Annotated in this window: 23 protein-coding genes; 11 read left to right on the top strand and 12 right to left on the bottom strand. The window is 62.5% G+C overall.

Features of this window, described 5'->3' with window-relative positions:
- The first annotated feature begins 143 nt into the window (after nt 1-143).
- Genes rfbB through OUZ45_RS10195 form a run of 5 tightly spaced genes read left to right on the top strand, consistent with a single transcriptional unit; the run spans nt 144 to nt 4,980 of the window.
- A complete protein-coding gene (gene rfbB, locus OUZ45_RS10215; RefSeq protein ID WP_266169932.1) occupies nt 144-1,193 on the top strand; it encodes a dTDP-glucose 4,6-dehydratase in 1,050 nt (349 codons plus the stop codon).
- Nucleotides 1,190-2,074, top strand: a complete 885-nt coding sequence (gene rfbA / locus OUZ45_RS10210; RefSeq protein ID WP_266169931.1) for a glucose-1-phosphate thymidylyltransferase RfbA — start codon at nt 1,190-1,192, stop codon at nt 2,072-2,074. Before rfbB ends, rfbA begins: the two co-directional genes overlap by 4 nt.
- Nucleotides 2,071-2,628, top strand: a complete 558-nt coding sequence (gene rfbC / locus OUZ45_RS10205) for a dTDP-4-dehydrorhamnose 3,5-epimerase (protein ID WP_266169930.1) — start codon at nt 2,071-2,073, stop codon at nt 2,626-2,628. Before rfbA ends, rfbC begins: the two co-directional genes overlap by 4 nt.
- Nucleotides 2,625-3,560, top strand: a complete 936-nt coding sequence (rfbD, locus tag OUZ45_RS10200) for a dTDP-4-dehydrorhamnose reductase (RefSeq protein ID WP_266169929.1) — start codon at nt 2,625-2,627, stop codon at nt 3,558-3,560. Before rfbC ends, rfbD begins: the two co-directional genes overlap by 4 nt.
- Nucleotides 3,561-3,567: 7 nt before the next feature.
- Entirely contained in the window at nt 3,568-4,980 is a 1,413-nt protein-coding gene (locus OUZ45_RS10195; protein WP_266169928.1) for a mannose-1-phosphate guanylyltransferase/mannose-6-phosphate isomerase, read from the top strand.
- 65 nt (nt 4,981-5,045) lie between these two features.
- Here the strand turns inward: OUZ45_RS10195 and glmS are convergent, their stop codons facing one another.
- From glmS to OUZ45_RS10170, 5 genes are all read right to left on the bottom strand, one after another.
- Nucleotides 5,046-6,875, bottom strand: coding sequence for a glutamine--fructose-6-phosphate transaminase (isomerizing) (gene glmS, locus OUZ45_RS10190; RefSeq protein ID WP_266169927.1), 1,830 nt, complete (start codon nt 6,873-6,875; stop codon nt 5,046-5,048).
- Between the two features lie 159 nt (nt 6,876-7,034).
- Nucleotides 7,035-8,405 carry a pyridoxal-phosphate dependent enzyme gene (locus OUZ45_RS10185; RefSeq protein ID WP_266169926.1) on the bottom strand — a complete coding sequence of 457 codons (1,371 nt, stop codon included), beginning with the start codon at nt 8,403-8,405 and terminating at the stop codon, nt 7,035-7,037.
- Between the two features lie 172 nt (nt 8,406-8,577).
- Nucleotides 8,578-8,805 carry an HP1242/YdcH family protein gene (locus OUZ45_RS10180; RefSeq protein WP_266169925.1) on the bottom strand — a complete coding sequence of 76 codons (228 nt, stop codon included), beginning with the start codon at nt 8,803-8,805 and terminating at the stop codon, nt 8,578-8,580.
- 379 nt (nt 8,806-9,184) lie between these two features.
- Entirely contained in the window at nt 9,185-9,829 is a 645-nt protein-coding gene (locus OUZ45_RS10175) for a hypothetical protein (RefSeq protein ID WP_266169924.1), read from the bottom strand.
- On the bottom strand, nt 9,826-10,386 hold the full coding sequence (locus OUZ45_RS10170; protein ID WP_266169923.1) for a DUF4398 domain-containing protein: 561 nt from the start codon (nt 10,384-10,386) through the stop codon (nt 9,826-9,828). The genes OUZ45_RS10175 and OUZ45_RS10170 overlap by 4 nt, the downstream gene beginning before the upstream one ends.
- Nucleotides 10,387-10,471: 85 nt before the next feature.
- Here OUZ45_RS10170 and OUZ45_RS10165 point away from each other — a divergent pair, with 85 nt between their 5' ends.
- Nucleotides 10,472-11,587: a PilT/PilU family type 4a pilus ATPase gene (locus tag OUZ45_RS10165; RefSeq protein WP_266169922.1), complete on the top strand. Its 1,116-nt coding sequence runs from the start codon at nt 10,472-10,474 to the stop codon at nt 11,585-11,587.
- 27 nt (nt 11,588-11,614) lie between these two features.
- Here OUZ45_RS10165 and maiA read toward each other — a convergent pair whose 3' ends face one another.
- On the bottom strand, nt 11,615-12,283 hold the full coding sequence (gene maiA, locus OUZ45_RS10160) for a maleylacetoacetate isomerase (protein WP_266169921.1): 669 nt from the start codon (nt 12,281-12,283) through the stop codon (nt 11,615-11,617).
- A 151-nt stretch (nt 12,284-12,434) separates the two neighbouring features.
- Here maiA and OUZ45_RS10155 point away from each other — a divergent pair, with 151 nt between their 5' ends.
- Together OUZ45_RS10155 and OUZ45_RS10150 are read left to right on the top strand one after the other, a co-directional pair.
- Nucleotides 12,435-13,613, top strand: coding sequence for a phosphoglycerate kinase (locus OUZ45_RS10155; protein ID WP_266169920.1), 1,179 nt, complete (start codon nt 12,435-12,437; stop codon nt 13,611-13,613).
- 11 nt (nt 13,614-13,624) lie between these two features.
- Nucleotides 13,625-14,266: an HAD hydrolase-like protein gene (locus OUZ45_RS10150; RefSeq protein WP_266170076.1), complete on the top strand. Its 642-nt coding sequence runs from the start codon at nt 13,625-13,627 to the stop codon at nt 14,264-14,266.
- A 115-nt stretch (nt 14,267-14,381) separates the two neighbouring features.
- On the opposite strand, the gene tkt is transcribed toward OUZ45_RS10150, so the two are convergent.
- On the bottom strand, nt 14,382-16,391 hold the full coding sequence (gene tkt / locus OUZ45_RS10145; RefSeq protein WP_266170075.1) for a transketolase: 2,010 nt from the start codon (nt 16,389-16,391) through the stop codon (nt 14,382-14,384).
- A 239-nt stretch (nt 16,392-16,630) separates the two neighbouring features.
- On the opposite strand from tkt, the gene OUZ45_RS10140 reads away from it, so the two are divergent.
- Both OUZ45_RS10140 and OUZ45_RS10135 read left to right on the top strand, forming a co-directional pair.
- Nucleotides 16,631-17,356, top strand: a complete 726-nt coding sequence (locus tag OUZ45_RS10140) for an outer membrane protein (protein WP_266169919.1) — start codon at nt 16,631-16,633, stop codon at nt 17,354-17,356.
- Between the two features lie 310 nt (nt 17,357-17,666).
- Entirely contained in the window at nt 17,667-18,260 is a 594-nt protein-coding gene (locus tag OUZ45_RS10135; protein WP_266169918.1) for a porin family protein, read from the top strand.
- 184 nt (nt 18,261-18,444) lie between these two features.
- On the opposite strand, the gene OUZ45_RS10130 is transcribed toward OUZ45_RS10135, so the two are convergent.
- From OUZ45_RS10130 to pyk, 3 genes are all read right to left on the bottom strand, one after another.
- Nucleotides 18,445-19,449 carry a class I fructose-bisphosphate aldolase gene (locus tag OUZ45_RS10130; protein WP_266169917.1) on the bottom strand — a complete coding sequence of 335 codons (1,005 nt, stop codon included), beginning with the start codon at nt 19,447-19,449 and terminating at the stop codon, nt 18,445-18,447.
- Between the two features lie 137 nt (nt 19,450-19,586).
- Nucleotides 19,587-20,039, bottom strand: a complete 453-nt coding sequence (locus OUZ45_RS10125; RefSeq protein WP_266169915.1) for an energy transducer TonB — start codon at nt 20,037-20,039, stop codon at nt 19,587-19,589.
- 124 nt (nt 20,040-20,163) lie between these two features.
- The gene (gene pyk / locus OUZ45_RS10120) at nt 20,164-21,639 is read right to left on the bottom strand and encodes a pyruvate kinase (RefSeq protein ID WP_266170074.1); all 1,476 of its coding nucleotides are present in this window, start codon (nt 21,637-21,639) and stop codon (nt 20,164-20,166) included.
- 514 nt (nt 21,640-22,153) lie between these two features.
- Here pyk and OUZ45_RS10115 point away from each other — a divergent pair.
- Nucleotides 22,154-24,169 carry an alpha/beta hydrolase family protein gene (locus OUZ45_RS10115; RefSeq protein ID WP_266169914.1) on the top strand — a complete coding sequence of 672 codons (2,016 nt, stop codon included), beginning with the start codon at nt 22,154-22,156 and terminating at the stop codon, nt 24,167-24,169.
- Nucleotides 24,170-24,203: 34 nt separating this feature from the next.
- Here the strand turns inward: OUZ45_RS10115 and OUZ45_RS10110 are convergent, their stop codons facing one another.
- Both OUZ45_RS10110 and OUZ45_RS10105 read right to left on the bottom strand, forming a co-directional pair.
- Complete coding sequence (locus OUZ45_RS10110) at nt 24,204-25,046, bottom strand: S1/P1 nuclease (protein ID WP_323137545.1); 843 nt, start codon at nt 25,044-25,046, stop codon at nt 24,204-24,206.
- A 62-nt stretch (nt 25,047-25,108) separates the two neighbouring features.
- Nucleotides 25,109-25,576 (bottom strand): OsmC family protein, encoded by a 468-nt coding sequence (locus OUZ45_RS10105; protein WP_266169913.1) that lies wholly within the window; start codon nt 25,574-25,576, stop codon nt 25,109-25,111.
- Nucleotides 25,577-25,694 lie beyond the last annotated feature (118 nt).

The raw sequence follows: 25,694 nt of genomic DNA, 5'->3' as shown, positions 1-25,694 counted from the left end.
TCATACACTGCCGGCGGCAGTGGAATGGGGCTGCACAACAGTGGGGCGCGTGAACTACCGTTTAGTTTGGCGCCTTCAGGGCGGGAGGCATCCCCCTTCATCCATGACACAATATCGGCCTCACGGTTCACTCCAGAGGACACATGGAAACCCTGCTCGTTACCGGCGGAGCCGGCTTCATCGGCGCCAACTTCGTTCTTCAGGCCATTCACGATGGCCTGAAAATTGTCAATCTGGACAAACTCACCTACGCGGGCAACCTCCAAACCCTCCAATCGGTGGCGGGGAATCCTTTACATATTTTCGCCCAGGGCGACATCGGCGATCGCGAACTGGTCGCCCGGCTGCTTGCTGAACACCGCCCGTGCGGAGTGGTCAATTTCGCCGCCGAGAGCCACGTCGACAGGTCGATCGACGGCCCTGCGGCCTTTGTCGAAACCAACGTCGTGGGCACACTTGGCCTGCTAGAGGCAACCCGCGACTATTGGCGCACCCTGACCGGGGACACGGCACAGGCTTTCCGCTTCCTGCATGTTTCCACTGATGAGGTCTACGGCTCACTGGGGGCTGAGGGTTTCTTCACGGAAACCACACCTTACGCGCCCAACTCACCCTATTCGGCCTCCAAGGCGTCGTCGGACCATTTGGTTCGTGCCTTTCACCACACCTACGGCCTACCGACCCTTACAACGAACTGCTCGAACAACTACGGTCCGTTCCAGTTTCCGGAAAAGCTCATCCCACTCGTCATTCAGAAGGCACTTGCAGGTGAGCCGCTGCCGATCTATGGCGACGGCATGAACGTCCGTGACTGGCTCTTCGTCGAAGACCACTGCAGTGCTATCCGCCGTGTCCTGGAGGCAGGCCGGGTGGGTGAGACCTATAATGTGGGCGGCAATTCCGAACGCGCAAACCTGACCGTGGTCAGAACCATCTGCGCGATCCTGGACGAGGTCGCCCCCCTCCCGAACAACAAGCCGCACGAAAGCCTGATCACCTTCGTACGGGATCGCCCGGGGCATGATCGTCGTTACGCGATTGATGCCAGCAAGCTTAAGGACGAACTCGAATGGACACCGGCTCAAACGTTTGAATCCGGCATCCGTGCCACCGTGCAGTGGTATCTCGACAATAGGGCATGGGTTCAGGGCATTCTCGACGGTAGCTATCAACTGGAGCGGCTCGGGGCATGACAACCAAGGGCATCATCCTCGCCGGCGGCTCCGGCACACGCCTGTATCCGATCACCCAGGCGGTCAGCAAGCAATTGCTGCCGGTCTATGACAAGCCGATGGTGTATTACCCGCTGGCTACACTCATGCTGGCGGGCATCAGGGACATCCTGATGATCAACACGCCGCATGAGCAGGCGCTATTCGAGCGCCTGCTGGGTGACGGTTCCCAATGGGGCATCAACATCACCTATGCCGTGCAGCCATCACCCGATGGACTAGCGCAGGCCTTCATCATCGGCCGTGACTTCGTGGGTGGGAAGCCGAGCTGCCTGGTGCTTGGCGACAATATCTTCTATGGCGTCGGGCTCACCGAGCGCCTGAAGCGCGCTGCCGCGCGCGAGCACGGCGCGACCGTTTTCGGCTACTGGGTGAGCGATCCGGAACGTTACGGCGTTGCCGAGTTCGACGCGCATGGCAAGGTGATCGGCCTGGAAGAAAAGCCCCAGCAACCGCGCTCGAACTACGCCGTCACGGGGCTTTATTTCTACGATGGTCGCGCATGCAATTTCGCAGCTGAACTCAAACCATCCCCGCGCGGCGAGTTGGAGATCACCGACCTCAACCGACGCTATCTCGGCGATGGCTCCCTTCATCTCGAACAACTTGGCCGTGGCTATGCGTGGCTCGACACCGGTACGCATGAATCGCTGATGGAAGCAGGCAACTTCATCCAAACGATTGAGCATCGCCAAGGCCTGAAGGTCTGCTGCCCTGAGGAGATTGCCTACCTCAATGACTGGATCGATGCTGAGCAATTGCTACGCCTCGCAGCCCCCCTCTCCAAGACCGGCTACGGCCAGTATCTGAACAACCTGACCAGGCAGGGTCACGTCCGATGAAAGTGATTCAAACGTCCCTGCCTGGCGCTGTCATCATCGAACCACAAGTCTTTGGCGACGCTCGAGGGTATTTCTACGAGAGCTACAACAAAACCAAGTATCACGAAGCCGGCATCACCGCCGAGTTCGTTCAGTCCAATGTGTCGCGTTCAGCCAAGGGCGTGTTGCGCGGGCTGCACTATCAGTGGCCCAACCCGCAGGGCAAGCTGGTGAGCGTGCTGGAAGGTGAAGTGTTCGATGTAGCAGTCGACATCCGTCGTGACTCTCCCACGTTCGGTCAGTGGGCCAGCGTGATGCTAAGCGCGGAGAACAAGCGACACTTCTGGATTCCCGAAGGATTCGCGCATGGCTTCTGCGTGGTGTCCGACTTCGCCACGTTTAGCTACCAGTGCACCGCACTTTATGATCGCGCAGCGGATGCAGGCGTGCGGTGGAATGATGCCGACATTGGCATCGACTGGCCGTTGAGCCAGCCCTTGCTGTCCGAGAAAGACGAAGTGGCACCCTTACTCAAGGACATCCTCACCGAGCGCTTGCCGGAGTATGTCCGTTGAAGATTGCCCTGCTCGGTGCCAACGGCCAGTTAGGCCAGACCTTCCTCAAGGACGGCACCCTGGCGAGCCTCGGCAAGCTGATTCCCGTCACGCGCGACGGTCATGTGTTTGATGGGAGTCAGGGCGAAGCAGGTGACCTCTCGACGCCTGAAGACATCGCCGCTCTGCTTGACCGCATCAAACCCGATGTCATCGTCAATGCAGCCGCATACACGGCTGTAGATCGTGCCGAACAGGAAGAGGGACTCGCTATCCGCATCAATGGCACGGCAGTGGGTGCCATAGGCGCGTGGGCCGCGGCGCACGACGCGCTCGTGATGCACTATTCGACTGACTACGTGTTCAATGGTCAGGCCAAGCACCCCTACGCCGTGAATGCGCCTACGGCGCCTCTGAGTGCCTACGGGCGCAGCAAGCTCGCTGGCGAGCGGGCCTTGGTCGCGAGTGGCGCGCAGCATCTGACCTTTCGCACAGCCTGGGTCTATGCGGCTCACGGGCGTAACTTCCTGCGCACGATGCTCCGTCTGGGTGCGGATCGTGACGAGCTGCGCGTGGTTGCAGACCAGTACGGCGCCCCCACCTCGACGCACATGATCGTACGCGGCAGCACGGCTGCGCTGCGGGCATGGATCCATGCCGCACCAGCGGCGCGACCCGCTCTGGCAGGCACATACCATCTAGTGGCGAGCGGCACGACCACCTGGCACGGTTTTGCTACAGCCATCTTCGATGCAGCCTTTGAACGGGGAATGATCGCACGCAAGCCTGTAGTCATAGCGATCGGCACGGCCGATTTCCCGACGCCCGCCGCCCGGCCCGCCTATTCCGTGCTGGACAACAGCCTCTTCGAGAAGCGGTTCGCCACTACACTTCAGGATTGGCGCCATGGCTTAAGCGAGGTCATGGACGAACTTTCAACCGGCGCGCGTTGAGTCGATCATGCTCATTCCTTTAATCCTTAGCGGTGGATCTGGCACGCGTCTGTGGCCGGTATCGCGCAAGAACCTTCCCAAGCAGTTCCTGTCGCTCACGGGCCAGGGGACGTTGTTCCAGCAGACCCTGGAGCGCACCCGCCTGCTCAAGGACGTGACCAGCCCCATTGTCGTGGCCAGCGAGGACCACCGTTTCCTCGCCGCCGAGCAATTGCTTGAATCGGGAATCGAGGGCGCCACTATCGTGCTCGAGCCCGTTGCGCGAAATACCGCGCCAGCGATCGCCCTCGGCGCGCTTGAGGCTATTGCACGGGACCCTGACGCGGTTTTACTCGTGCTGCCAGCCGATCACCTTATCGGCGACGCCAAGAGTTTCACCGAGGGGGTGGAGCTTGCGCTGCCCGCCGCCCGCGATGGCTGGCTAGTGACGTTTGGCATCCGCCCGGATCGCCCGGAAACCGGTTTTGGCTATATCCGTCGCGCCGAGCCGATTGGCACTGGTGCCTACCGGGTTGCCGAGTTCGTCGAAAAACCGGCACTGGCGACGGCCGAGTCCTATCTCGCGGACGGCGGTTACGACTGGAACTCGGGCATGTTCTTGTTCAAGGCATCGCGGTATCTCGATGAACTCCGCCAACACGCACCCGAGATGCTCGAAACCGTACGCGCCGCGCACGCGTCAGCCAAAACAGACCTCGACTTCGTGCGTATCGGCACAGACACTTTCGCCAAGGTGCCGGACAATTCGATCGACTACGCGGTCATGGAGAAAACCCAACGCGCTGCGGTTATACCTGTCGCCTGTGACTGGAGCGATATTGGCTCCTGGTCGGCACTGTGGCTCGCGGGAGTGCGCGACACGCAGGGTAACTTGCGCGATGGCGACACCATTGCCGTGGACACCAGCAACTCCCTGCTGCGCTCGCACAATCACCACCTGCTAGCTACCGTCGGCGTGGACAACCTCATCGTGGTTACCACGCCCGACGCCACGCTGGTAGCCCATCGCGATGCTGCGCAGGACGTGAAGCGCGTGGTCGACGAGCTCAAATCGGCCGGGCGCACCGAGCATTCGCTGCACCGCGTGGTCCGTCGCCCCTGGGGAAGTTATGACTCCCTCGAATCCGCCGAGCGGTTCCAGGTCAAGCGCATTGTGGTCAAGCCAGGTGCAGCGCTTAGCCTCCAGAAGCATCACCACCGCGCTGAGCATTGGATCGTGGTATCGGGTACGGCGGAAGTGACCTGTGACGATAAGGTGTTCTTGCTCGGCGAGAACCAAAGCACGTACATTCCGCTCGGAAGCGTGCATCGCCTGAGCAACCCGGGCAAAGTACCGCTCGAAATCATCGAGGTGCAGTCGGGCAGCTATCTTGGCGAGGACGACATTGTTCGACTGGAAGACGTCTACGGCCGCTCCTGAGCGTTGCCGTTCACACCATGAAAAAGCCGCGCAAATGCGCGGCTTTTTCATTTCTGGACACAGGGTTACTCCACGGTCACCGACTTGGCCAAATTACGCGGCTGATCCACGTCAGTACCGCGCAACACGGCCACATGATAGGCAAGCAACTGCATCGGCACGGTAAATACAGCCGGCGCAATGAAATCGCCGCCACCGTCCATGCGCAGGATCGTTCCACGCGCAGCGTTGCCGTCCATGCTCGCCGCGCCATCGGCGAAAACCAGCAGTTCACCGCCACGCGCGCGCACTTCCTGTAGATTGGACTTGAGCTTGTCCAGTAGCGGGCCATTCGGGGCAACGGCGATCACCGGCATATCTTCGTCCACCAGCGCCAGCGGGCCGTGCTTGAGTTCACCCGCTGCATAGGCTTCGGCGTGGATATAGGAGATTTCCTTGAGCTTAAGCGCCCCTTCCATCGCCACTGGGTATTGCACGCCACGCCCCAGGAACAGCGCATGCTGACGGTGGATCAGGTGCTCGGACAGCTCAATGATCTGCGGTTCGAGCTGAAGCGCTTTTTCGATCATTCGTGGCATGTGCTGCAGCTGGGTCGTCAGGTCCGCATAGCGCGCACCATCGAGGCCACGCTGATGGGCCAACTGCAGGGTCAGCAAGCCCAGCGCCGCAAGCTGCGTGGTGAATGCCTTGGTTGAGGCCACGCCAATTTCCGGGCCCGCACGTGTCATCAGCTTGAGGTCCGCTTCGCGCACCACTGAGGACTCGGGCACGTTGCAAATGGCTAGCGTGCCGAGGTAACCGCGCCGACGCGATTCGCGCATCGCGGCTAAGGTGTCAGCGGTTTCTCCGGATTGGGAAATCGCCACGAACAGGGTGTCCTCCGGCACCACCGCCTCGCGGTAGCGATATTCGCTGGCCACTTCCACGTTTACCGGCAGGCGCGCGTAATCCTCGATCCAGTACTTGGCGACCAGACCAGCGTGGTAGCTGGTGCCGCAGGCGATGATGTGGATGCCCTTGGCCCTCGCCAGCAGTTCGTCGCCACCGACACCGAAGATGTTTGGCAGTACGCCGTTCGGGCCGATACGTGCTTCCAGCGTGTCGGCCACGGCACGCGGCTGCTCGAAGATTTCCTTTTGCATGTAGTGGCGGTATTCGCCACGCTCGACGGCATCGGTCGACAACTCGCTCTCGTGGATAGAGCGCTCTACGACCTTGCCGTCCTGCCCGAAGATGCGTACTTGGTCGCGGCTAATCTCGACGACGTCGTGTTCTTCGAGGTAGATGATTTTGTTGGTGACCTGGATCAGCGCCTGAGCATCGGAGCCGAGGAAGTTTTCGCCAATACCGACACCGACCAGCAGCGGTGCACCGCGGCGGGCACCGACGACATGACCTGGCTCAGCGTCACTGATCACCGCGATGGCATAGGCGCCTTCCAGCTCATGCACGACCGAAGAGACCGCGTCGAGCAGGGACTTGCCGGGGGTCAGGCGCTCATTGATCAGCGCCGCCATGACTTCGGTGTCGGTCTCCGAAGTGAAGGCATGCCCGCGCGCCTCCAGCTCAATGCGCAGCGCGGCATAGTTCTCGATGATGCCGTTGTGTACCAACGCGATGCGGCCAGCGACGTGAGGGTGCGCATTCACCTTGTTCGGCACGCCATGGGTGGCCCAGCGCGTGTGGGCGATACCGGTGCCGCCGGGGAACGGATCGGCGAGATAAAGCGCCTCCATCTCGCGCACCTTGCCCTTCTCGCGAACGCGGCGGATCTCGCCGCTCTGGAGCACAGCCAAACCGGCGGAATCGTAGCCGCGGTATTCCAACGCTTTCAGGCCGGCAATCAGCAGGGGCGCGACATCGCGCTGGGCGGTGGCGGCAACAATTCCACACATGGGCTAACGAACCTTTATAAGAAAAGTGACGGCGCAGGCGTATCCGGCGCAGGCCGCGACTTTGTCGGGAACCCATTTCAACAAACTTTCGTAAGCGTCCAAGCCATAGTAGTGACCGCGGCTGGCGCTAATAAGCATCGACCTTTCCGCCGCGGGCGCCTAGTGCACCTTACGACGTAGGTAATTCAGCAGATCGATGCGGGTAATCAGGCCCAGGAACTGCTCACCATCCACCACGATAGCCACATGGCCGCTTTCGAATACCGGCAGCAGGGCCTGGATCGGCGAGCGTACGTCCAGCATCTGCAGGCTGCTGATCATGGCGGTGGAAACGGCATCGCGGAAACGCGTCTCATCGGCATGCACATGCATCAGCACGTCGGATTCGTCGAGGATGCCCACCAGTTTGTTGCCATCCATCACCGGTAGCTGCGAGACGTCGTACAACTTCATGCGGGTGTAGGCTGTCATCAGCAGCTCGCCGGGGCCCACCACCACGGTATCGCGTTGGGCGAACGGGCGCAGCAGCAGGTCGCGCAGGTCGCCGTGCTGCTCGCGCTCGATAAAGCCGTTGTCCAGCATCCAGTAGTCGTTGTACATCTTCGACAGGTACTTGTTGCCGGTGTCGCAAACCAGGGTCACCACGCGCTTCGGCGCGGTCTGCTCGCGGCAATACTTGAGCGCGGCGGCCAGCAAGGTGCCGGTGGAGGAACCGCCGAGCACGCCCTCCTTCGCCAGCAGCTCGCGCGCCGCCAGGAAGCTTTCCTTGTCGGTGATGGCGTATGCCTTCTTCACACGGGTGAAGTCGCTGATGGACGGAAGGAAATCCTCGCCGATGCCCTCCACCATCCAGCTGCCCGACTTGGTGGAGAGCACGCCTTCGTTGATGTACTGGGCGAGGATCGAACCCACTGGGTCGGCCAGGACGAATTCTGTGCTCGGCGACGCTTCGGCGAAGTACTTTGAAAGCCCACTGAGGGTGCCCGAGGAGCCGCAACCGACGACGATGGCGTCCACCTTGCCGTCCATCTGCTCGAGGATTTCCGGACCCGTGGTGGCAATGTGTGCCGCCGGGTTGTCCGGGTTGCCGAACTGGTTGATGAAGTAGGCCCCGGGCGTTTCGCGCGCGATGCGCTCGGCCATGTCCTGGTAATACTCGGGATGGCCCTTGGCGACATCCGAACGGGTGAGCACCACCTCGGCACCCATCGCCTTGAGGTTGAAGATCTTCTCGCGGCTCATCTTGTCCGGCACCACCAGAATCAGGCGGTAGCCTTTCTGCTGCGCCACCAGCGCCAGGCCAAGGCCGGTGTTGCCGGCGGTGCCCTCCACCAGCGTGGCGCCGGGCTTGATCTTCCCGGCCTTCTCGGCGCCCTCGATCATCGATAGGCCGATGCGATCCTTGATGGAGCCGCCCGGGTTGGCGCTCTCTAACTTGAGAAACAGCTCGCACGGGCCAGCATCCAGGCGCTGCGCGCGCACCATCGGGGTGCGACCGATCAGTTCGAGGACACTTTGGTGGACCGTCATGGGGACTCCGCTGGGTTGGAATCGGACCACTCACGCCACGGCAGCCCGAAGGACATGGATGATAACCGAGCGGGTTGTGCCGAATCTTCGCGAACGCCAAAAACGTGTCGGCCCCGGTGGCCGTTCCCTTGCGGGTGGCTCCGGGGCCGCGGTTATGCGAAAACGCGCAGAATCAGTGGATGAGGTGCTTGCGGTCGTCCCACATGCGTTGCAGACGCTCCTTGGCGTGGAGCTTTTCTTTCTTCATGCCCGACAGGGTCATGTCGTCAATGGGGAGCACACCGATCTCGGCGTCGTGCACCTTGCTGTCGAGTTCCTTGTGGTGTTGGTAAAGCCGGCGAAACTCCGCGTCAGCTTTCATCAGGGCTTCGACATCATCACGCTGCTGGTTTTCAAACATGATCCGACCTCCTCGCGAGTGACCGCGGGCGCGGGATCGGTGCGCCCGCAAACGGTGAAGAGCCATGCACACACCCACACCCCATGCCGGTGTACCGGGACATGGGTCGATGGAAAAGAGTAGGTAGGCGCATGATTCAGGTCAGTAACCCATGAAGCGGAGATGCCTCATGGGACATTGACCCTACTCCCCGAGCAAGGGGTGTGCAAGCAAGCACTGAGAACCCAATCGGGGCGCGGCCTGACGCGATAAACAGCTGTCAGAGCATGCAATTTGCACGCAGCAATCATTGGACTCGGCTCGCCCAAGAACATGTCCGGCATGAACTATTGTCATGCCGGACATCACGCAAGGGAGAAGCCCGACAGGCTCCGCCCGATTACTTCTTCCCCTGCCCCTTCTTGGGCGGCGGCGGGGTATCCGAACCGTCGCCACTTTGCATCTGAGAACGCATGGCCTTGGCCGCCTGAGTTGCGAGGTCGGCCTCCTTGCGAGCAGCGTTGGCCACCTTGCTCTGGGCGGCGGCAAGCTTGCGTGCCTGCTCAGCCTGAGCCTGAGCCTGCTGGGCCTGAGCGGTAGCGGCGGCTCCTTCCTCCTGCAAGCGGGCGGCCTCTTCCTGCGCCAGCTGATATTGCAGACGCTGGCGCTCCAGTTCGCGACGTGCCGCATCGGCTTCGCGGCGGCTACCGTCGAGCTGGATCTGGTCGTGTTCACGATCGAGCTGGTTGATCTTCAGCTGGGCATCCTGCAACTGGGCGGTTGCCTTGGCCAAGTCGACACGGCGCTCGGCCACGTACAGGGCGTGCGCACGGTCGCGTGAGCGCGCCTGAGACAGCCGTGCGATGGCGTCTCGGGCGCGGGCCTGCTCGCTTTGGGCGTAATTGCCCAGACTCGGGTCCCGGGACAGCTGGTCAAGGCTGTTATTGAGGCGAGCGATATCCAGATCGTCCTTGGCCGCATGGGCCGCGCCCACGGTGGCGAGCGCCAGAACCAGAGCGGACAGTGTGGTGTTCAGGGGTTTCATGGGTGGCCTCCCTGGTCATTCGACTGAGGCAAGGTCTGGAAGCCCTGCCCCTGCGGAATGGGCTGGAGCATGGACGACGACGGCGCCGGCATGTCGTTGGTGGGCTGTTGCGCCGGCAGGCCGCTCTGCTGACTTTGCGGCGCCTCGTGACTGCTCAGCGACTGCTCGATCTGGTCGCGCAGACGGCTGTTAGCCTCGGCCTTGTTCTGGATCTGCGCACGGGCCGCACCCAGTCGAGCCTTGGCGCGCGCCAGCTCGGCATCCGCCTGCGCCTCTTCCGCCAAGGCGGCGGCGTCCTCGTACTTGCTCCTGGCCATCGCAGCCTGAGCCTGCTGGAACTTGTTTTGCGCGAAATCGAGGTCGACTGGCGCGTAGTCAGCCGCCCCGGCGTCGCGGGCGGCCCGCAATTGACTCTGGGCCAGACTCATGGCGCCATCGGGCGGCGGCACGCTGGCGCAGCCGCCGAGCGAGGCCAGAGCCAAGGCCAGAACCAGGGTAGAAACCGCCGTCCGAACGCCTTTCGAGCGCCCGTTCAGCGGGAAAAAGATGTGGACCATCACTCATTCCTCTAAGAGTGTCGCAGCGTATTGTGGGCGGGCATAATCCACTATTGCAACGCGCACAAAATTTCAGGGGACACGAGTGGACATTGGTTACTTCCTCAAGCTTATGGTGGACAAGGGCGCGTCGGATATGTTCCTGACGACCGGCGCCCCCGTGAACATCAAGGTCGAGGGCAAGTTATACCCGCTGGGCAACACCGGCCTGCCGGGCGGCATGGTGAAGAAAATCGCCTATTCGTTGATGGACGAGGGCCAGGTGCCCCAGTTCGAGCGCGATCTGGAACTCAACATGGCGCTGGCGGTGAAGGAAGCCGGCCGTTTCCGCATCAACGTGTTCAAGCAGCGCGGCGAAGTGGGTATGGTGATCCGCGCGATCAAGAGCGAGATCCCCAGCATCGACCAGTTGCAGCTTCCGGGCATCTTCCGCGATCTGATCATGGAGCCGCGCGGCCTGATCCTGGTGGTTGGCGCCACCGGCTCGGGCAAGTCCACCACCCTGGCGGCGATGATCGACCAGCGCAACCAGAACTCCTCCGGCCACATCCTCACCATCGAGGATCCAATCGAGTACCTGCATCGCCACAAGAAATCCATCGTGAACCAGCGCGAAGTCGGCCTGGATACGCACAGCTATCACGAGGCGCTGAAGAACGCGATGCGTGAAGCGCCGGACGTGATCATGATCGGCGAGATCCGTGACACGGACACGATGGAGGCAGCCATCTCCTTCTCCGAAACCGGTCACTTGTGCCTGGCTACCCTGCACTCCAACAACGCCGACCAGACGCTGGAGCGCATCCTCAACTTCTTCCCGGAATCGGCTCACAAGAACGTGCTGATGAACCTGGCCCTGAACCTGCGCGCGGTGATCAGCCAGCGCCTGGTCATCGGCAAGGACGGCCGCCGCCTGCCGGCCACCGAGGTGTTGCTCAACACGCCGTTCATTCGCGACATGATCCGCCGCGGCCAGATCCACGAGGTGAAAGAGGCGATGGACCGCAGCCTGCAGGAAGGCATGCAGACTTTCGACCAGTCGCTGTATCGCCTGTACAAGGAAGGGCGCATTGAACTGGACGAAGCGCTCAACAAGGCCGACTCGCGCGACGGCCTGGCGCTCAAGATCCGCCTGTCCGAAGGCGGCGGTGCGGACAACACCGAACTGGTGGGCAACGACCCTTACGGCATGGGTTTCTGACCCCTATCGACTGCTCGCCGCCAGTCGTTAGTGGCTCGGCGGCGGCGCATCGTGCTGCACTTCGGGCACCGCTTTCCGAAAAGCTTCCAGCTCGGTGCAAGCGGCATGGATGCGGAGGATGGTCGGGTAGTCGTCCATCGGCAGCTTCCAGCGCACCGCGTTGTACACCTGCGGCACCAGGCAAGCATCGGCCAAGGTTGGTGTGTCGCCGTGGCAGAAGTGGCCGGTCGCCACATTGCCGGCCAGCATGGCCTCCAGCGCCTCGAATCCCTCCCCGATCCAGTGGCGCGACCACACGCCACGCGCCGCATCGTCAGCGCCAAATTGGCTGCCGAGGTACTGCAGTACGCGCAGGTTGCCCAGTGGGTGCACGTCACAGGCCAGCAATTGCGCCAAGGCGCGGACGCGAGCGCGGCCCGTGGCATCGGCGGGCAGCAATGGCGGTGTGGGCCGCGTTTCGTCGAGGTATTCGATGATCGCCATGGACTGGGTAAACACCTGTCCGCCTTCCACCAGGCAAGGCACCAGCTCCTGCGGATTCAGCGCCTGATAGTCCGGGGCGTGCTGCTCCCCTCCCTCGCGCACCAAGTGTATCGGGCGCGACTCGTAGGCCAATCCCTTGAGGTTCAAAGCGATACGCACGCGATAGGCCGCACTGGAACGCCAGTAGCCGTACAACACCAAGTCCGGGGTCATGGAAATGTCCTTGCGGGGTAACCAGAAGTCGAGCGCCTAGGATAGCTTCGGCGCGGTTTGCATCGCTGCCGGGCGGGCAGGACAATAAGCGGTTCGCGCCTTCGGGCGTCCCTCCATCGCCTCTACGTTATTCAAGCCTGGGAGTTCCGCTGTGTCCGTCATCCGCATGAGCGATCTTGATTTGCGCGGCAAGCGCGTGTTGATCCGCGAAGACCTGAACGTACCGATCGAGAACGGCCGGATCACCTCCACCCAGCGCCTCGACGCATCCCTGCCCACCATCAAGGCTGCCCGCGACGCCGGGGCCAAGGTGATGGTGTTGTCGCACCTGGGCCGCCCGAAGGAAGGCCAGTTTGACGCCGAGTCGTCGTTGGCCCTGGTGGCGCAATGGCTGGGCGAAAAACTGGGCAACCAAGTACGCCTGGTCGCCGACTACCTCGACGGCGTCGACGTAGCTGATGGCGAGGTGGTGGTGTTGGAGAACTGCCGCATGAACCTCGGCGAAGGCAAGGACGATGAAGCGTTGTCGAAGAAGTACGCCGCGCTGTGCGACATCTTCGTGATGGATGCCTTCGGTACCGCGCATCGCGCCCAGGCCTCAACTCATGGCGTGATCAAATTCGCCCCGATCGCCGCCGCCGGCCCGCTGCTGTCGGCCGAGCTGGACGCGCTGGGCAAGGCGCTGGGGCACCCGGCTCACCCGCTGCTGGCTATCGTCGCCGGTTCCAAGGTATCGACCAAGCTCACCCTGCTGGAAAACCTGATCGGTAAAGTGGATCAGCTCATCGTTGGCGGCGGCATTGCCAATACCTTCATCGCCGCGGCCGGGTATTCGGTTGGCAATTCGCTGTACGAGCCGGACCTGCTCGACGCCGCCAAGAAGGTGATCGCCGACGCCAAGCGCCGCGGCGCCGAGGTGCCGATGCCGGTAGACGTGGTAGTGGCGCCGGAGTTCTCCGCGCACGCCTCGGCCACAGTGAAGCTGGTGGACCAGGTGAAGGACGACGAGATGATCCTCGATATCGGTCCTGAAACGGCCAAGCTCTACGCGGAATTGATCGCCAAGGCCGGCACCGTGGTGTGGAACGGTCCGGTCGGCGTGTTCGAGTTCGACGCCTTTGGCAAGGGCACCGAAACACTGGCCCGCGCCGTGGCCGCGTCCAGCGCGTTCTCTATTGCCGGCGGCGGCGACACCTTGGCTGCTGTCGAAAAATACGGCATCGAAAAAGACGTCTCCTATATTTCCACTGGCGGCGGCGCCTTCCTCGAATTCCTCGAAGGCAAGGAACTGCCGGCAGTGGCCGCACTCAAGGCACGCGCCACGAAGTGAGTCGCTCGCCGATGCTTTGCCTGTTCGACCTCGATGGCACTCTGATCGATTCTGAGCTGGGCATCACTACTTGCGTCCGGCACGCCCTTGAGCAACTGGGTGTGCCGGCCCCAGCCGAATTGCGGCATTGGATCGGCCCGCCGCTGCGTTACAGCTTCGCACCGCTGCTAGACCACGACTCCGTGCGCATCGAAGCCGCCGTGGAGCATTACCACGACCGCTTCCATGCCATCGGCTGGCGCGAGCACACGGTGTATCCCGGCATCGAAGCGATGATCGAGCGCCTGCGCGACGCCGGCCATGCGCTGGCGGTGGTGACAAGCAAACCGTATCGGCATGCCGCGCCGATCATTGAAGCGCTGCCATTCGGCCAGGTCTTCAGCCGCGTCTATGGCCCTGACCCGAGCAGCCCGCATTGCGAGAAGGCGACGATGATCGCCGCTGCCTTGGCCGACTTCGGCACACCTCCGGAAAACACAGCGATGATTGGCGACCGCCATTTCGATATCGATGGCGCGGTGGCCAATGGCGTGCGTGGCATTGGGGTGCTATGGGGATTTGGCAGTCGCGATGAATTGGAAGCAGCGGGGGCCAGCGCTATCGCGCGCGATCCTGCGCATCTCAGCACCTTGCTGACCACCACCGTACCCTGATTGCGCGCCGCTGCATGATGGCTACCTAGGCCGGTCGCGCACAGGGTGCGCTCCTATAAAAAAACGCCGCGACGATCGCGGCGTTTTTTGTTTCTGGCTCGGCTTTCGCGAGGGTTTAGCCAATAACTCGCTTCACCGCATCCACCACGTGAGCCACGGTGAAGCCGAAGTGCTCGAACAGATGCGGCGCCGGCGCGGAGGCACCGAACGTGGTCATGCCAACCACTTCGCCATCCAGGCCGACGTACTTGCTCCAGAAGTCAGCAGTCGCCGCCTCCACCGCCACACGTGCACGGCACCAGCCGGGTAGCACCCCTTCGCGATATTCCAGCGGCTGAGCATCGAACACTTCGGTGCATGGCATCGACACCACGCGCACCGGCACGTTCTGCTGCGCCAGCGTGCGGGCGGCTTCCATCGCAAGTTCCACTTCCGAGCCAGTGGCGATCAGGATGGCCTTGAACGTGGTGTCCTGTGGATCGGACAGCACGTAGGCACCTCGGGCAATGTCCGTCACCTGCTGTTCGGTGCGGTGCTGATGCTTGAGGTTCTGGCGCGAGAAGATGAGGCAGGCCGGCGCACCCTTGCGCTCGATCGCCACTTTCCATGACATCGCCGACTCCACCGCGTCGCACGGGCGCCACACCTGGTTGTTCGGGATGTAGCGCAGACTGGCCAGATGCTCCACCGCCTGATGGGTCGGGCCGTCTTCGCCCAGGCCAATCGAGTCGTGGGTATAGACGTGGATGGCGTGCGCCGGAATCAGCGCACTCATGCGCACGGCGTTACGTGCGTAGTCGGAGAACACCAGGAAGGTGGCGTCGTACGGAATGAAGCCACCATGCAACGCCAGGCCATTGGCGATGGCGCTCATGCCGAACTCGCGCACGCCGTAATAAATGTAGTTGCCCTTGCCGTCGGCGCTATTGCCGTTGGCGGCGTCCAGGCTGCCTTTCCATTTGGTGAGGTTGGAGCCGGCGAGGTCAGCCGAGCCGCCGATCAGTTCCGGCAGCAGCGGGCCGAAGGCTTCGAGCGCCATCTGCGATGCCTTACGGCTGGCCACTTCCGGGCCTTCCGCCTGCATCTTGGCCACGTAAGCCTGCGACTTCTCGGCCCAATCAGCCGGCAGTTCGGCGGCAAGGCGGCGCTTGAACTCGGCAGCCAGCTCCGGATGGGCGACGGCATAAGCGGCAAAGGCCGTATCCCAATCCTGCTCGCGCTTAGCGCCCGCGGCCTTGTGGTCCCAGCCGGTGTAGATATCGGCCGGAATCTCGAACGGCGCGTAATGCCAGCCCAGCTGCTCGCGGGCGGCTGCGATCTCGTCCTTGCCCAGCGCGGCGCCGTGACTCTCTTCCTTGCCCTGCTTGTTCGGCGCGCCGAAGCCGATGATGGTGCGAGCGCAGATCAGGGTCGGCTTGTCGCTCTTGGCAGTGGCGACGGCGATCGCCTTCTTTACCGCCTCGGCGTCGTGACCATCGACGCCGCGAATCACATTCCAGCCATAGGCTTCGAAGCGCTTGGCAGTGTCGTCCGTAAACCAACCATGCACTTCACCGTCGATGGAAATGCCGTTGTCGTCGTACACAGCGACCAGCTTGCCCAGCTGCCAGGTGCCGGCCAGCGAGGCGACTTCGTGCGAAATACCTTCCATCAGGCAACCGTCGCCGAGGAACACATAGGTGTGGTGATCGACGATGTCGTGGCCCGGGCGGTTGAAACGCGCCGCCAGCACCTTTTCGGCCAGCGCGAAACCCACCGCATTGGCCAGGCCCTGACCCAGCGGACCGGTGGTGGTTTCCACACCAGGGGTTTCACTGGCTTCCGGATGGCCGGCTGTCTTCGAATGCAGCTGGCGGAAGCGCTTGAGCTGATCCATCGGCAGGTCATAGCCGGTCAGATGCAGCAGCGCGTATTGCAGCATCGAACCGTGACCGTTGGAGAGCACGAAGCGATCGCGGTTGAACCACTTGGGGTTCGCCGGGTTGTGGCGGAGGAAATCGTTCCACAACACCTCGGCAATGTCGGCCATGCCCATCGGCATGCCGGGATGGCCGGATTTAGCGGCCTCGACAGCATCCATGGCTAGGGCGCGGACGGCGTTGGCGAGTTCGCGGCGGGTGGTCATCAGGTGGTTCTCCGGGGGCAGGCGGCGGCGAAAAACAGCCATTGTCGCCGATCGTCCACCTGCTGTCGTCAGAAAAGACTGGCCTTAATTCGGGCTTAATATTACACCAGCCAGTATTGAAACCCTTCAGGCTGGCCCCGCTCTAATCCTCTTTCAGGTTGTCAAAGGCCTGACCGACCGCGCTTGCCCTTCCCCCTAAATCCACGGCACGCGGCGCGCCCCAAGAAGAGGAACAATCAATGAAGAAGTCACTACTTGCCCTTGCGTTCATTTCCGCCGGCTTTGTCGCCATCCCGGCCTTCGCCCAGGACGCCTCCGCGGCCAATGGCAACTATCAGTCCAATCAGCCGGTAGGCAGCGGCAACTGGTTCACGGACCTCAATGTCGGCCGCACCAGTGGCAACAGCAACGGCGGTTTCGGCAGCAACGGCGGTAGCTTCAACTTCCTTCACGGTGATCGTGGCCGTCGCACGGGCTACGGCCTGACCGGCGGTTATCGCTGGAAGGTCGGCCAGGACATGGGCCTGGGCTTGGAGTTGGGCTACGCCGACCTCGGCAACTTCCGGGTCAAGAACGTGTTCAACTCGCAGGACGTGAACCAGCGCACCACCTCCGATGCCTTGCGCGGCTGGCTGGTTGGCGCCAATGGCCGCATCAATCTGGTTCCCCAGTGGTACCTGAGCGCACGTGGCGGCTACTTCCACGGCAATGACAACCACAACAATTACAGCAACAGCCTGGGCCAGAATCTGGGGCTGAGCAGCGGCGGCAACTCCGGCCGCGGCGGCTACTACGCGGGTGTCGGCACCGGCTGGGACGTCAACGAGCACTTCGGCGTCGGCGTGCACTATGACTATTTCAAGGTCAGCACCGGCAAGATCAAGGACAACGCCACCGGCGTGGAAGTCAGCGGCCTGAAGCGCTCCACCGGCATCGTGTCGCTCAACGGCGAATACCGTTTCTGATCGCCAGCGACGTGCAGCACCACCAAAACGGGCGCCTTGGCGCCCGTTTTCATTCGGGCCGTCCCTGGCCCTCACCCTGCGGGCAGCTTATGCAGTGCAAACCGGCAGTCCTGCCGGTTTGTCTTTGGAATCACAAACCTGCCATAAAACTTAATATTAACTTAATAGTGTACTAATCAGTATTGAATCTTCTCATGCGAGCGCCATCTAAGGTCCTGTGTCGCCCATAGCCCCCATGGCGGCATGCGGCGTCGAGCCCTTTCCCCAACCCGGCCGGCGACCGACCTTGTCAAAAAACAGGAGACTCTCCATGAAGAAGACACTACTCGCCCTCGCTTTTGCTACCACCGGCCTGATGGCTGTCCCCACCGCCTTCGCGCAGAACGCGCCCAGCGACAACGGCGGCTTTTTCATCAACGGCAATGTGGGCCGCACTTCCATCAACAAGGGTCCGTACGACGACCATGACACCGGTTACGCCCTCAACGGCGGCTACCGCTGGTCGCTGGCCCCGAATTTCGCGCTGGGCGCCGAGGTGGGCTACAACGACCTGGGCAACATCCACCCGAAGAACATCTTCAATAGCAACCCGGTAGTCGACCGTGGCAAGAGCCAGCTGCACGGCTGGACGGCCGGCGCCAATGCCCGCTTCAACATCGACCAGAACTGGTACATCAGCGGCCGCGGCGGCGTGTACAGCTGGACAGGTCACGGGCTCAGCAACGACGTCAACCCGATCCGCAAGAGCCTCAGCGACACCAGTTGGTACGCAGGCGCGGGCTTCGGCTACAGCTTCACCAACAACGTCAGCGTGGGCCTGAACTACGACTACTTCAACGCCAAGAAGAACCATGTGGACCTGAGCACCGATATGGTGTCGGTCAGCGCCGAGTATCGTTTCTGAGTAAGGCAAGTCGCTCGCTATGGCGAGCCGTAAGAAGTAAGGCAGTTAGTAGCAAGTGCAAAACAAAAAGGGCGCCGGTATGCCGGCGCCCTTTTTTGTTCCTTACGGCTTGCGCAGCGAGCAACTTCTCAGGCTGTGCAGCAGCCTGACTTACTAGCCGGCAGCAAGCCGGCACTCACCGCTCTTAGCCGTTCCACCGACCCAGTGCAGCCAGGCCATTGTCCTTGGCGCGGGCGGCAACAGTCTTCTGGGCATCGGCGTAGTTCGCCTTCATGTCCTTGGCCCACAGCTTCAGCGCCGCCTGCTGCATGGCACGGCCGTAGGAGAACGACAGCGGCCACGGGTGCGGACCCATGCGGTTCATGGCGTTGAGGTGAGCGGTGGACTGCTCGTCAGTCTGGCCGCCGGAGAGGAACACGATGCCCGGCAAGGTGGCCGGCACGGTGGTCTTCAGCACGCGCACGGTGGCTTCGGCCACTTCTTCAACGTCGGCCTGCTCGTCCGCGTCCTTGCCCGGGATGACCATGCTGACCTTCAGGATGGAGCCTTCCAGCATCACGTTCTGCTCATACAGCGCATTGAACAAGCTGCGCAGCACGGCTTCGTGCACTTCGTAGCTGACTTCGATGCTGTGGTCGCCGTCCATGATCACTTCCGGCTCTACCATCGGCACCAGGCCGGCTTCCTGGCACAGCGCGGCGTAACGGGCCAGCGCGTGGCAGTTCGCTTCGATAGCGGTGGAGCTCGGGTTGTCTTCGCTGATGTTGATCACAGCGCGCCATTTGGCGAACTGGGCGCCCAGCTTGGCGTATTCCTGCAAGCGCTCGCGCAGGCCATCAAGGCCCTCGGTGACCACGTCGCCCGGGAAGCCGGCCAACGGCTGCGGACCCTTGTCGACCTTGATGCCCGGGATGATGCCGAGCTTCTTCATCAGCTGGGTGAACGGCACGCCGTCCTTGGTGGACTGACGAATGGTTTCGTCATAGAGGATCGCACCGGAGATGTGCTCGTTCAGGCCCGGGGCGGTGAGCAGCAGCTCACGGTAGGCGCGACGGTTCTCTTCGGTGTTCTCGATGCCGACGGCCTCGAAACGCTTCTTGATGGTGTTGGTCGACTCGTCGATGGCGATGATGCCCTTGCCAGGTGCGACCATCGCCAGGGCGATGCTTTCGAGATCTTCGATGCTCATGACGGCTCCGTGGAACGAGGCGGCCATGGGCCGCGCTAGATGATGGGTGCCTCCCCGTTGCCGGGTCGGACAGGTTCAAAGAGCGCGATTATAGCCCGTTCGGGAAAACCGTTGCCCCATCTTCTGGGGGGCGTCATTCAGTCCTGGGCGTAACCAGGCAACTGGCAGGCGGCCACCAGCTTGGCTTTCTGGGCGGGGTCCATCGTGGTGGTGTTGAACGGCACCACGTAATACGTAGCGATCGGCTCACTACCCCGGTTGGTCAGGGAGGGGCCGTAGCGGAGGTTCTTGACGATGCTCACGGCGACCTGGCCCAGATCGCTATCGGGCGCCACTTTGCGCAGCTGCACATCCCGCGGCACGCCGTCGGAACCGATCTCATAACTCACCGCGGCGCAAACGGGCTTATCCAAATTGCGGCCGCTATTGGGAATGTCCGCATCGACCTTGGTGTTGAGCATGATCCAGTGGGCCGACAGGTGTTCCGGCCCCACCATGCGCGCCTGCGACTGTGCCAGCACCGGGGTGACAGCGGCCGCGACGAGGGTCAGGCAAAGCCCTTGGAGCATGGGGCGAAGCATCGTTTTCATGGGCAAACTCCTTGCACTGGCACGCGGGGAACGGGATTGCAGTGTAGCCGCGGTACACACCGGCGGCGCACTGCCAGCAAGCCTGCCCGCTGGCGCGTCAGTCGCCGTTGCCGACGCCCATTGTTTACAGATCGCGCAGGCTTTCCACCATGCCGTCGGCGCCCACCGAAAGCAGCTTGAGTGTGTTGGTGCCACCGCCACGGCCGATATGGTCGCCGTGGGTCATCACCACCCGATCGCCCTCACTCAGTTTGCCCTGGTTAAACAGCAGGCGGACCGCTTCACGGGCCGACGCCGCCGGGGTCAGGTCGCTGGCATGGGTGAACTGCACCGGCAACACGTCGCGCAACATCAGCATGCGACGGCGCGCGTCGGAGAACGGCGACAGCGCATAGATCGGCACCGCGCTGCGATAACGGGACAACCACTGTGCGGTGGCGCCGGATTCCGTCAACGCGACGATGGCACGCACGCCCAGTTCGCTGGCCAACAGCATCGCAGCCAGGGCAATAGCCTGATCGGTGCGATCCAGTCGATGGCCGGCGGTAGCCAGATCTTCTTTTGGCTCAAACTGACGCTCGGCACCGAGACAAATGCGGCGTAGCGCAGCCACGGCCTTGTCTGGATGCGCACCCGCAGCGGACTCCTCCGACAACATCACCGCGTCCGTGCCGTCGATGACCGCGTTGGCAACGTCGAGCACTTCGGCACGGGTCGGAATGGGCGAACGCACCATCGACTGCAGCATCTGCGTGGCGGTGATCACCGCGCGGTTGCGCTGCACCGATTCGCGAATGATTTTTTTCTGCAAGCCAGGCAGCTCGGCATCGCCGATTTCCACACCCAAGTCGCCGCGCGCCACCATCACCACATCGGAGGCATCGATAATTTCGCCCAGCACGGGAATCGCGTCAGCACGTTCGATCTTGGCCACCAGCGCCGCATTGCCGCCAGCTTCGTGCAGGAGACGGCGCGCCTGATCCATATCGGCGGCGGAGCGCACGAAGGACACGGCAAGAAAGTCGGCACCGATCTCGGCCGCCAACTTGATGTCCGCCTTGTCCTTGTCCGACAGCGCTGCAACCGAGAGGCCGCCGCCCTGGCGGTTGAGACCCTTGCGATCCGACAGCTTGCCCGCCACCAGCACGCGGCAGCGCACTTCGGCACCCACCACGCTCTCAACCGTGAGCGCGACCAGACCATCGTCCAGCAGCAGCACATCGCCTGCGGCGACGTCATTCGGAAGATCGTGATAGCTCACACCCACGCGCGTGCTGTCACCGGGAGCAGCGCCTGGGCTGCAATCGAGTACAAAGCTGTCGCCAACGCGAAGCTCCACCGGACCGTTCGCGAACTTCTCGATGCGTATCTTCGGCCCCTGCAAGTCGGCAAGCACGCCGACCTCGCACCCAGCCTTTTCGGCGGCCAAACGCACGGCGTTGGCACGGGCACGATGGTCGTCCGGCTGACCATGCGAAAGGTTGAGGCGAACCACGTTCACGCCTTCAGCGATGATTTTCTCGAGCATGCCCGGCACGTCCGTGGCGGGTCCGAGGGTGGCAACAATCTTGGTGCGGCGCAGCGGATTTTCATTCGTCATCATTCGAGGCTAGCAGAACTGTTTCGCTGCGCCAGGGGGGGTTGCGTGCATGTTTTCTCTGACCCTGCACGACCTCGTTCCGGCTGCTGGCGATACGTCTACCACTTGAGCTAACTGGTATTACTTGTCGACGATGGTCATAGCAACGAGCGACATGACTGGTATGGCACGCGCGCAAATAAGCCGCCGCACAGCAACAGGCCATCCACGCATCAAAAAGACACTCGATGAGGATGTCGGCTATGGCCCTTTACGTGCTCCGATGCGGGTCGGAAAGGCAGGCCATGGCGCCGGAACAAGTCTTTCGCATCGCAGCAAAACCTCATCTGCAAAACGCAACATTCCTGACCTCAAAGCAAGCCGGAACACTTCGGCTCACCGGCGCAGAACTCGCATGCGGATCGCCAATCCGACAAGGTTTGCCCACCGCAATCGGACAGGGATAAATTGCCGTCTGGACGCCCGGAGCGCTGTCCGGGCTAGCGCCAGCCATGCCACTGCCAAGGAGGACATCGTGACGACATCACACCGGTGGCTGCTCGCTACCCTGCTTTCGGGACTGACTTGCCTCGCCGCGCACGCAGAGAGCGCGGCCGATGCCAGCAGCAAATCCAGCACCCCGCCCATCGACGACTTCGTGCGGCCCGCGGACTTTTCCCAGATGACCATCTCGCCGGATGGCAAATATCTGGCCGCGGTCGTGCCCATCGCCGACAAGCCGCACGAAAATCTGCTGGCCGTCCTCGACGGCAAGACCGCCAAGATCGTACGGGTGCTGCACTCGGGCAGCGAGGCCTTGATCGCCCACTATTTCTGGGTGGGCGACAACCGTCTGGTGGCGACCATGGCGGTAAAACACGATGGCCTGGATACGCCCTGGCTGACCGGCGAGCTGTTCGCCATCGACCCGGACGGCACCCATCAGATCAACTTGTTCGGCTATCGCGCGGGCAGCAGCAGTACCGGCACGCACATCACCTCGCGCGAAAGCCGCTACGCCTTCGCATCGCCCATCGGCATGGAGCCCGTGGAGCAAGACCAGATCCTGATCGCGATCAACGATTACACCCAGGCGGCCAAGGGAAGCTACACCGAGATCGAGCGACTCAACGTTCGCACCGGACGAACCGTGCGCGTAGGCGCCTCACCGGCACTCAATGCCCATCTGCTGGCGGATCATGCCGGCCAGGTCCGCGTCGCCTATGCCGACAATGAGTCCACCGGCGATGTGCTTTGGCTGCGGGCGGACAATGACGCGCCCTGGAGCCTCGTCAACGATCCCGCCAAGTCGAGGGTGGGCATCGTACCCATCGGCTTCAATCGAGATAACAGCCAACTCTACGTGCGGGTATCCCAAGGCGAACGACCCGATGCCATCGAACTCATGGACGTGGCCAGCGGAAAGCGCACGCGACTCTACCAGGGGCAGTTCGCCGACCCAGGCGACTTGCTGCCGACGGCCGACGCCAAGGACTACTACGCCGTCGTCACCGAGGACGGCAAGCGCGCGCTGCACTATTTCGACGAGGACAGTAAGGAAGCGCGGCTCAGCAAAGCCCTGGCCGTCAACTTCCCCGATCAGCTGGCGTACTTCTCCAGCTTCACCCGCGACGGCAAGCACGCCATCGTTCACGTCATCAGCGATCGCAATCCGGGCGATTTCTACCTGTTCGACCTGGACAGCCACGAAGCTCAGTACCTCGCCAGCGCCAAACACTGGATCGACCCGAAACGGATGAGGCCGATGCAGCCGATCGAGCTGAAAGCCCGCGACGGCCTCGACCTGCACGGCTTCCTCACCCAACCGGCGGGGAACACGCCGCACCCGCTGATCGTGCTGCCGCACGGCGGACCTCACGGCATCGCGGATGCCTGGGGATACGACAACGAAGTGCAACTGTTCGCCAGCCGTGGCTACGCCGTGCTGCAAATCAATTACCGCGGCTCCATAGGTTATGGAGGCCGATTTCAGCACCTCGGCTACCGGCAATGGGGCCTGGGCATGCAGGACGACCTGACGGACGCCACCGCATGGGCGATCAAGCAGGGTTATGCGGACCCGCAGCGCATCTGCATCTACGGCGCCAGTTACGGTGGCTACGCCGCGCTGGAAGGCGTTGTGCGCGAGCCGGAGCTGTACAAGTGCGCGATCGGTTATGCCGGCATTTACGACCTTCGCGTGCAGATCGACAAAAGCGACACGCACAAGACCGATCGAGGCCAGGCCTACCTGCGGATGGCCCTGGGCGAAGATCGCGACGATCTGCTGCGCCGTTCCCCGCTGAACGGCGCCGAGCGAATCAAGGCCGACGTCTTGCTACTGCACGGCAAGGACGACGAGCGTGTGCCGTTCAAGAATTTTCAGGAGTTCACCAAGGCACTCGACCAGTACGGCAAGCACTACGAAACCTTGGTCGAATCGCGCGAAGGCCACGGCTTCTTCCTGCCTGCACATCGGGAGGAGGCTTATCAGAAGATGCTGGACTTCCTGCAGCGGAACATCGGCACGACCAGTAGCGCCCCACGCTGAGATGCATGGGTCGCCGCATCGGCGACCCACCCGCTCAACCTTCCGTCAACGCGAGATTGAGTATTTCGGCAAGCCTGCGCCCGGCCTCGCGCAGGCGCAGCTCCGCTGTCGGCAGCTGCGCGTCCACATAAGCCTGGTCGATCTTGTGCCCTTCCGGATAGATGTTGCGTGTGGCGAGGCAGGACTCCTCGGCCCATTGCGCGTAGTCGTTGTCCAGCGGAGCGATCGGCGGCGGCAGAGGCACGGCGCCGCGCGATTCCAACTCCTGCGCATAAGGCTGCCAATCCTTGCCATGCGTACCGAGCAAGCCGGAATCCCACACGCTGTGCAGGTTGGTGCCTTTATCGTTGAACTGCACCTGATAGGCGTTGCCGCCCTTGTCGTCGCGGTAGCCGGCATGCAGCGGCTGATGGATGTCGCCGATGAAATGCACCACGAACTTCAGCGCTTCGCGACGCGCAGCATCCGGCTGGCTGCGGTCCTTGAGCACGTCCACGTAGTGCGAGATGCCATCCACGACGCACAGCCCGTCCGGGCAGTCGCGCGGCGGCGTGTAATCGCAAGCCTCACTGCGGAAATTGATGTAGTGCAACCGGCTCGTTTTGTCCCACAACGCCTGCTGCGCCGGATCGTTGCGCAAGTCGTCCGCCCAGCTCGCGATATCGGCCAACGCCTTGGTGTGGTCCGGTGCCAACAGACGCTCGACCGCCGCTTCGGCACCAGGGCTCAGATGCCGCTGCGCCAGCTCCGCGACGATGTTGTGGCCCTGGCGCCCCCAGGCGTGAGCGGAAGGCGCCATGACGAGAGTGACTAACAGGCTGGCGAGAACGCGGCGCGTCGGGAACGTGAGCTTCTGGAGCATGGGCTTCTGAAACATGGGCACCTGAGTGGGGTTGTTCGATCAAGCGGCCACGGAGTCTGCCACAGCCGTGTTACGAGTCAGCTCTTGGCCGCGTGCAGCAAGGTTCCACTGCTATCGCGCACGCTCACGTCCACCGGCACGCCCTGGCGCACACTCTCGGTGACGATGCAGAAATCCTCGAACTGGGCCAGCGCGCGGTCGAGATGGGAGAGATCAGCTTCCCCGTTCGATAGGCTCAGCTCCACGGCAATGCGCACCACCCGCCAGCGGCCGTGCTCGTTGCGGGCCAAGGTGGCCCTGGCTTTCGCACCCAGCTGACTCGGCTCGTTCTTGTACTTGCGCAGGGCGAACAGCAGGCTGGCCGATAGGCAGTTGGCCACCGCCACCGCCAGCATGCGCGAAGGATTGGGGCCGGCGTCATGGCCCAGCGGCGGGGTTTCGTCGGTCACCAGGTCCGGTATGGCGGTGTCGTCGAAGCGCACCCGGAACTCGTAATCCGACACCTGTTCCAGCGTGACTTCGATGCTCTGCTGCTCGTCGCTCATGACCCAGGGACCCTCTGATCGATTCTACGTAGGCGGCATGATATCCAGAAAGGGCGTTGCCGCTGCCGCGTGGCGAAGCGCCTGACTGGCCGTCAGGTCGAGCCGCGCGGCAGCGGCA

The sequence above is a fragment of the Dyella subtropica genome (assembly GCF_026283965.1).
Taxonomy (GTDB): domain Bacteria; phylum Pseudomonadota; class Gammaproteobacteria; order Xanthomonadales; family Rhodanobacteraceae; genus Dyella_D; species Dyella_D subtropica.
This window is presented reverse-complemented; position numbering and strand designations above follow the sequence as displayed.

Coding starts and splice junctions, on each gene's coding strand:
- rfbB (WP_266169932.1), top strand. CDS start 144: ATGGAAACCCTGCTCGTTACCGGCGGAGCCGGCTTCATCGGCGCCAAC.
- rfbA (WP_266169931.1), top strand. CDS start 1,190: ATGACAACCAAGGGCATCATCCTCGCCGGCGGCTCCGGCACACGCCTG.
- rfbC (WP_266169930.1), top strand. CDS start 2,071: ATGAAAGTGATTCAAACGTCCCTGCCTGGCGCTGTCATCATCGAACCA.
- OUZ45_RS10195 (WP_266169928.1), top strand. CDS start 3,568: ATGCTCATTCCTTTAATCCTTAGCGGTGGATCTGGCACGCGTCTGTGG.
- glmS (WP_266169927.1), bottom strand. CDS start 6,875: ATGTGTGGAATTGTTGCCGCCACCGCCCAGCGCGATGTCGCGCCCCTG.
- OUZ45_RS10185 (WP_266169926.1), bottom strand. CDS start 8,405: ATGACGGTCCACCAAAGTGTCCTCGAACTGATCGGTCGCACCCCGATG.
- OUZ45_RS10180 (WP_266169925.1), bottom strand. CDS start 8,805: ATGTTTGAAAACCAGCAGCGTGATGATGTCGAAGCCCTGATGAAAGCT.
- OUZ45_RS10175 (WP_266169924.1), bottom strand. CDS start 9,829: ATGAAACCCCTGAACACCACACTGTCCGCTCTGGTTCTGGCGCTCGCC.
- OUZ45_RS10170 (WP_266169923.1), bottom strand. CDS start 10,386: ATGGTCCACATCTTTTTCCCGCTGAACGGGCGCTCGAAAGGCGTTCGG.
- maiA (WP_266169921.1), bottom strand. CDS start 12,283: ATGACCCCGGACTTGGTGTTGTACGGCTACTGGCGTTCCAGTGCGGCC.
- OUZ45_RS10150 (WP_266170076.1), top strand. CDS start 13,625: ATGCTTTGCCTGTTCGACCTCGATGGCACTCTGATCGATTCTGAGCTG.
- tkt (WP_266170075.1), bottom strand. CDS start 16,391: ATGACCACCCGCCGCGAACTCGCCAACGCCGTCCGCGCCCTAGCCATG.
- OUZ45_RS10140 (WP_266169919.1), top strand. CDS start 16,631: ATGAAGAAGTCACTACTTGCCCTTGCGTTCATTTCCGCCGGCTTTGTC.
- OUZ45_RS10135 (WP_266169918.1), top strand. CDS start 17,667: ATGAAGAAGACACTACTCGCCCTCGCTTTTGCTACCACCGGCCTGATG.
- OUZ45_RS10130 (WP_266169917.1), bottom strand. CDS start 19,449: ATGAGCATCGAAGATCTCGAAAGCATCGCCCTGGCGATGGTCGCACCT.
- OUZ45_RS10125 (WP_266169915.1), bottom strand. CDS start 20,039: ATGAAAACGATGCTTCGCCCCATGCTCCAAGGGCTTTGCCTGACCCTC.
- pyk (WP_266170074.1), bottom strand. CDS start 21,639: ATGACGAATGAAAATCCGCTGCGCCGCACCAAGATTGTTGCCACCCTC.
- OUZ45_RS10110 (WP_323137545.1), bottom strand. CDS start 25,046: ATGTTTCAGAAGCCCATGCTCCAGAAGCTCACGTTCCCGACGCGCCGC.
- OUZ45_RS10105 (WP_266169913.1), bottom strand. CDS start 25,576: ATGAGCGACGAGCAGCAGAGCATCGAAGTCACGCTGGAACAGGTGTCG.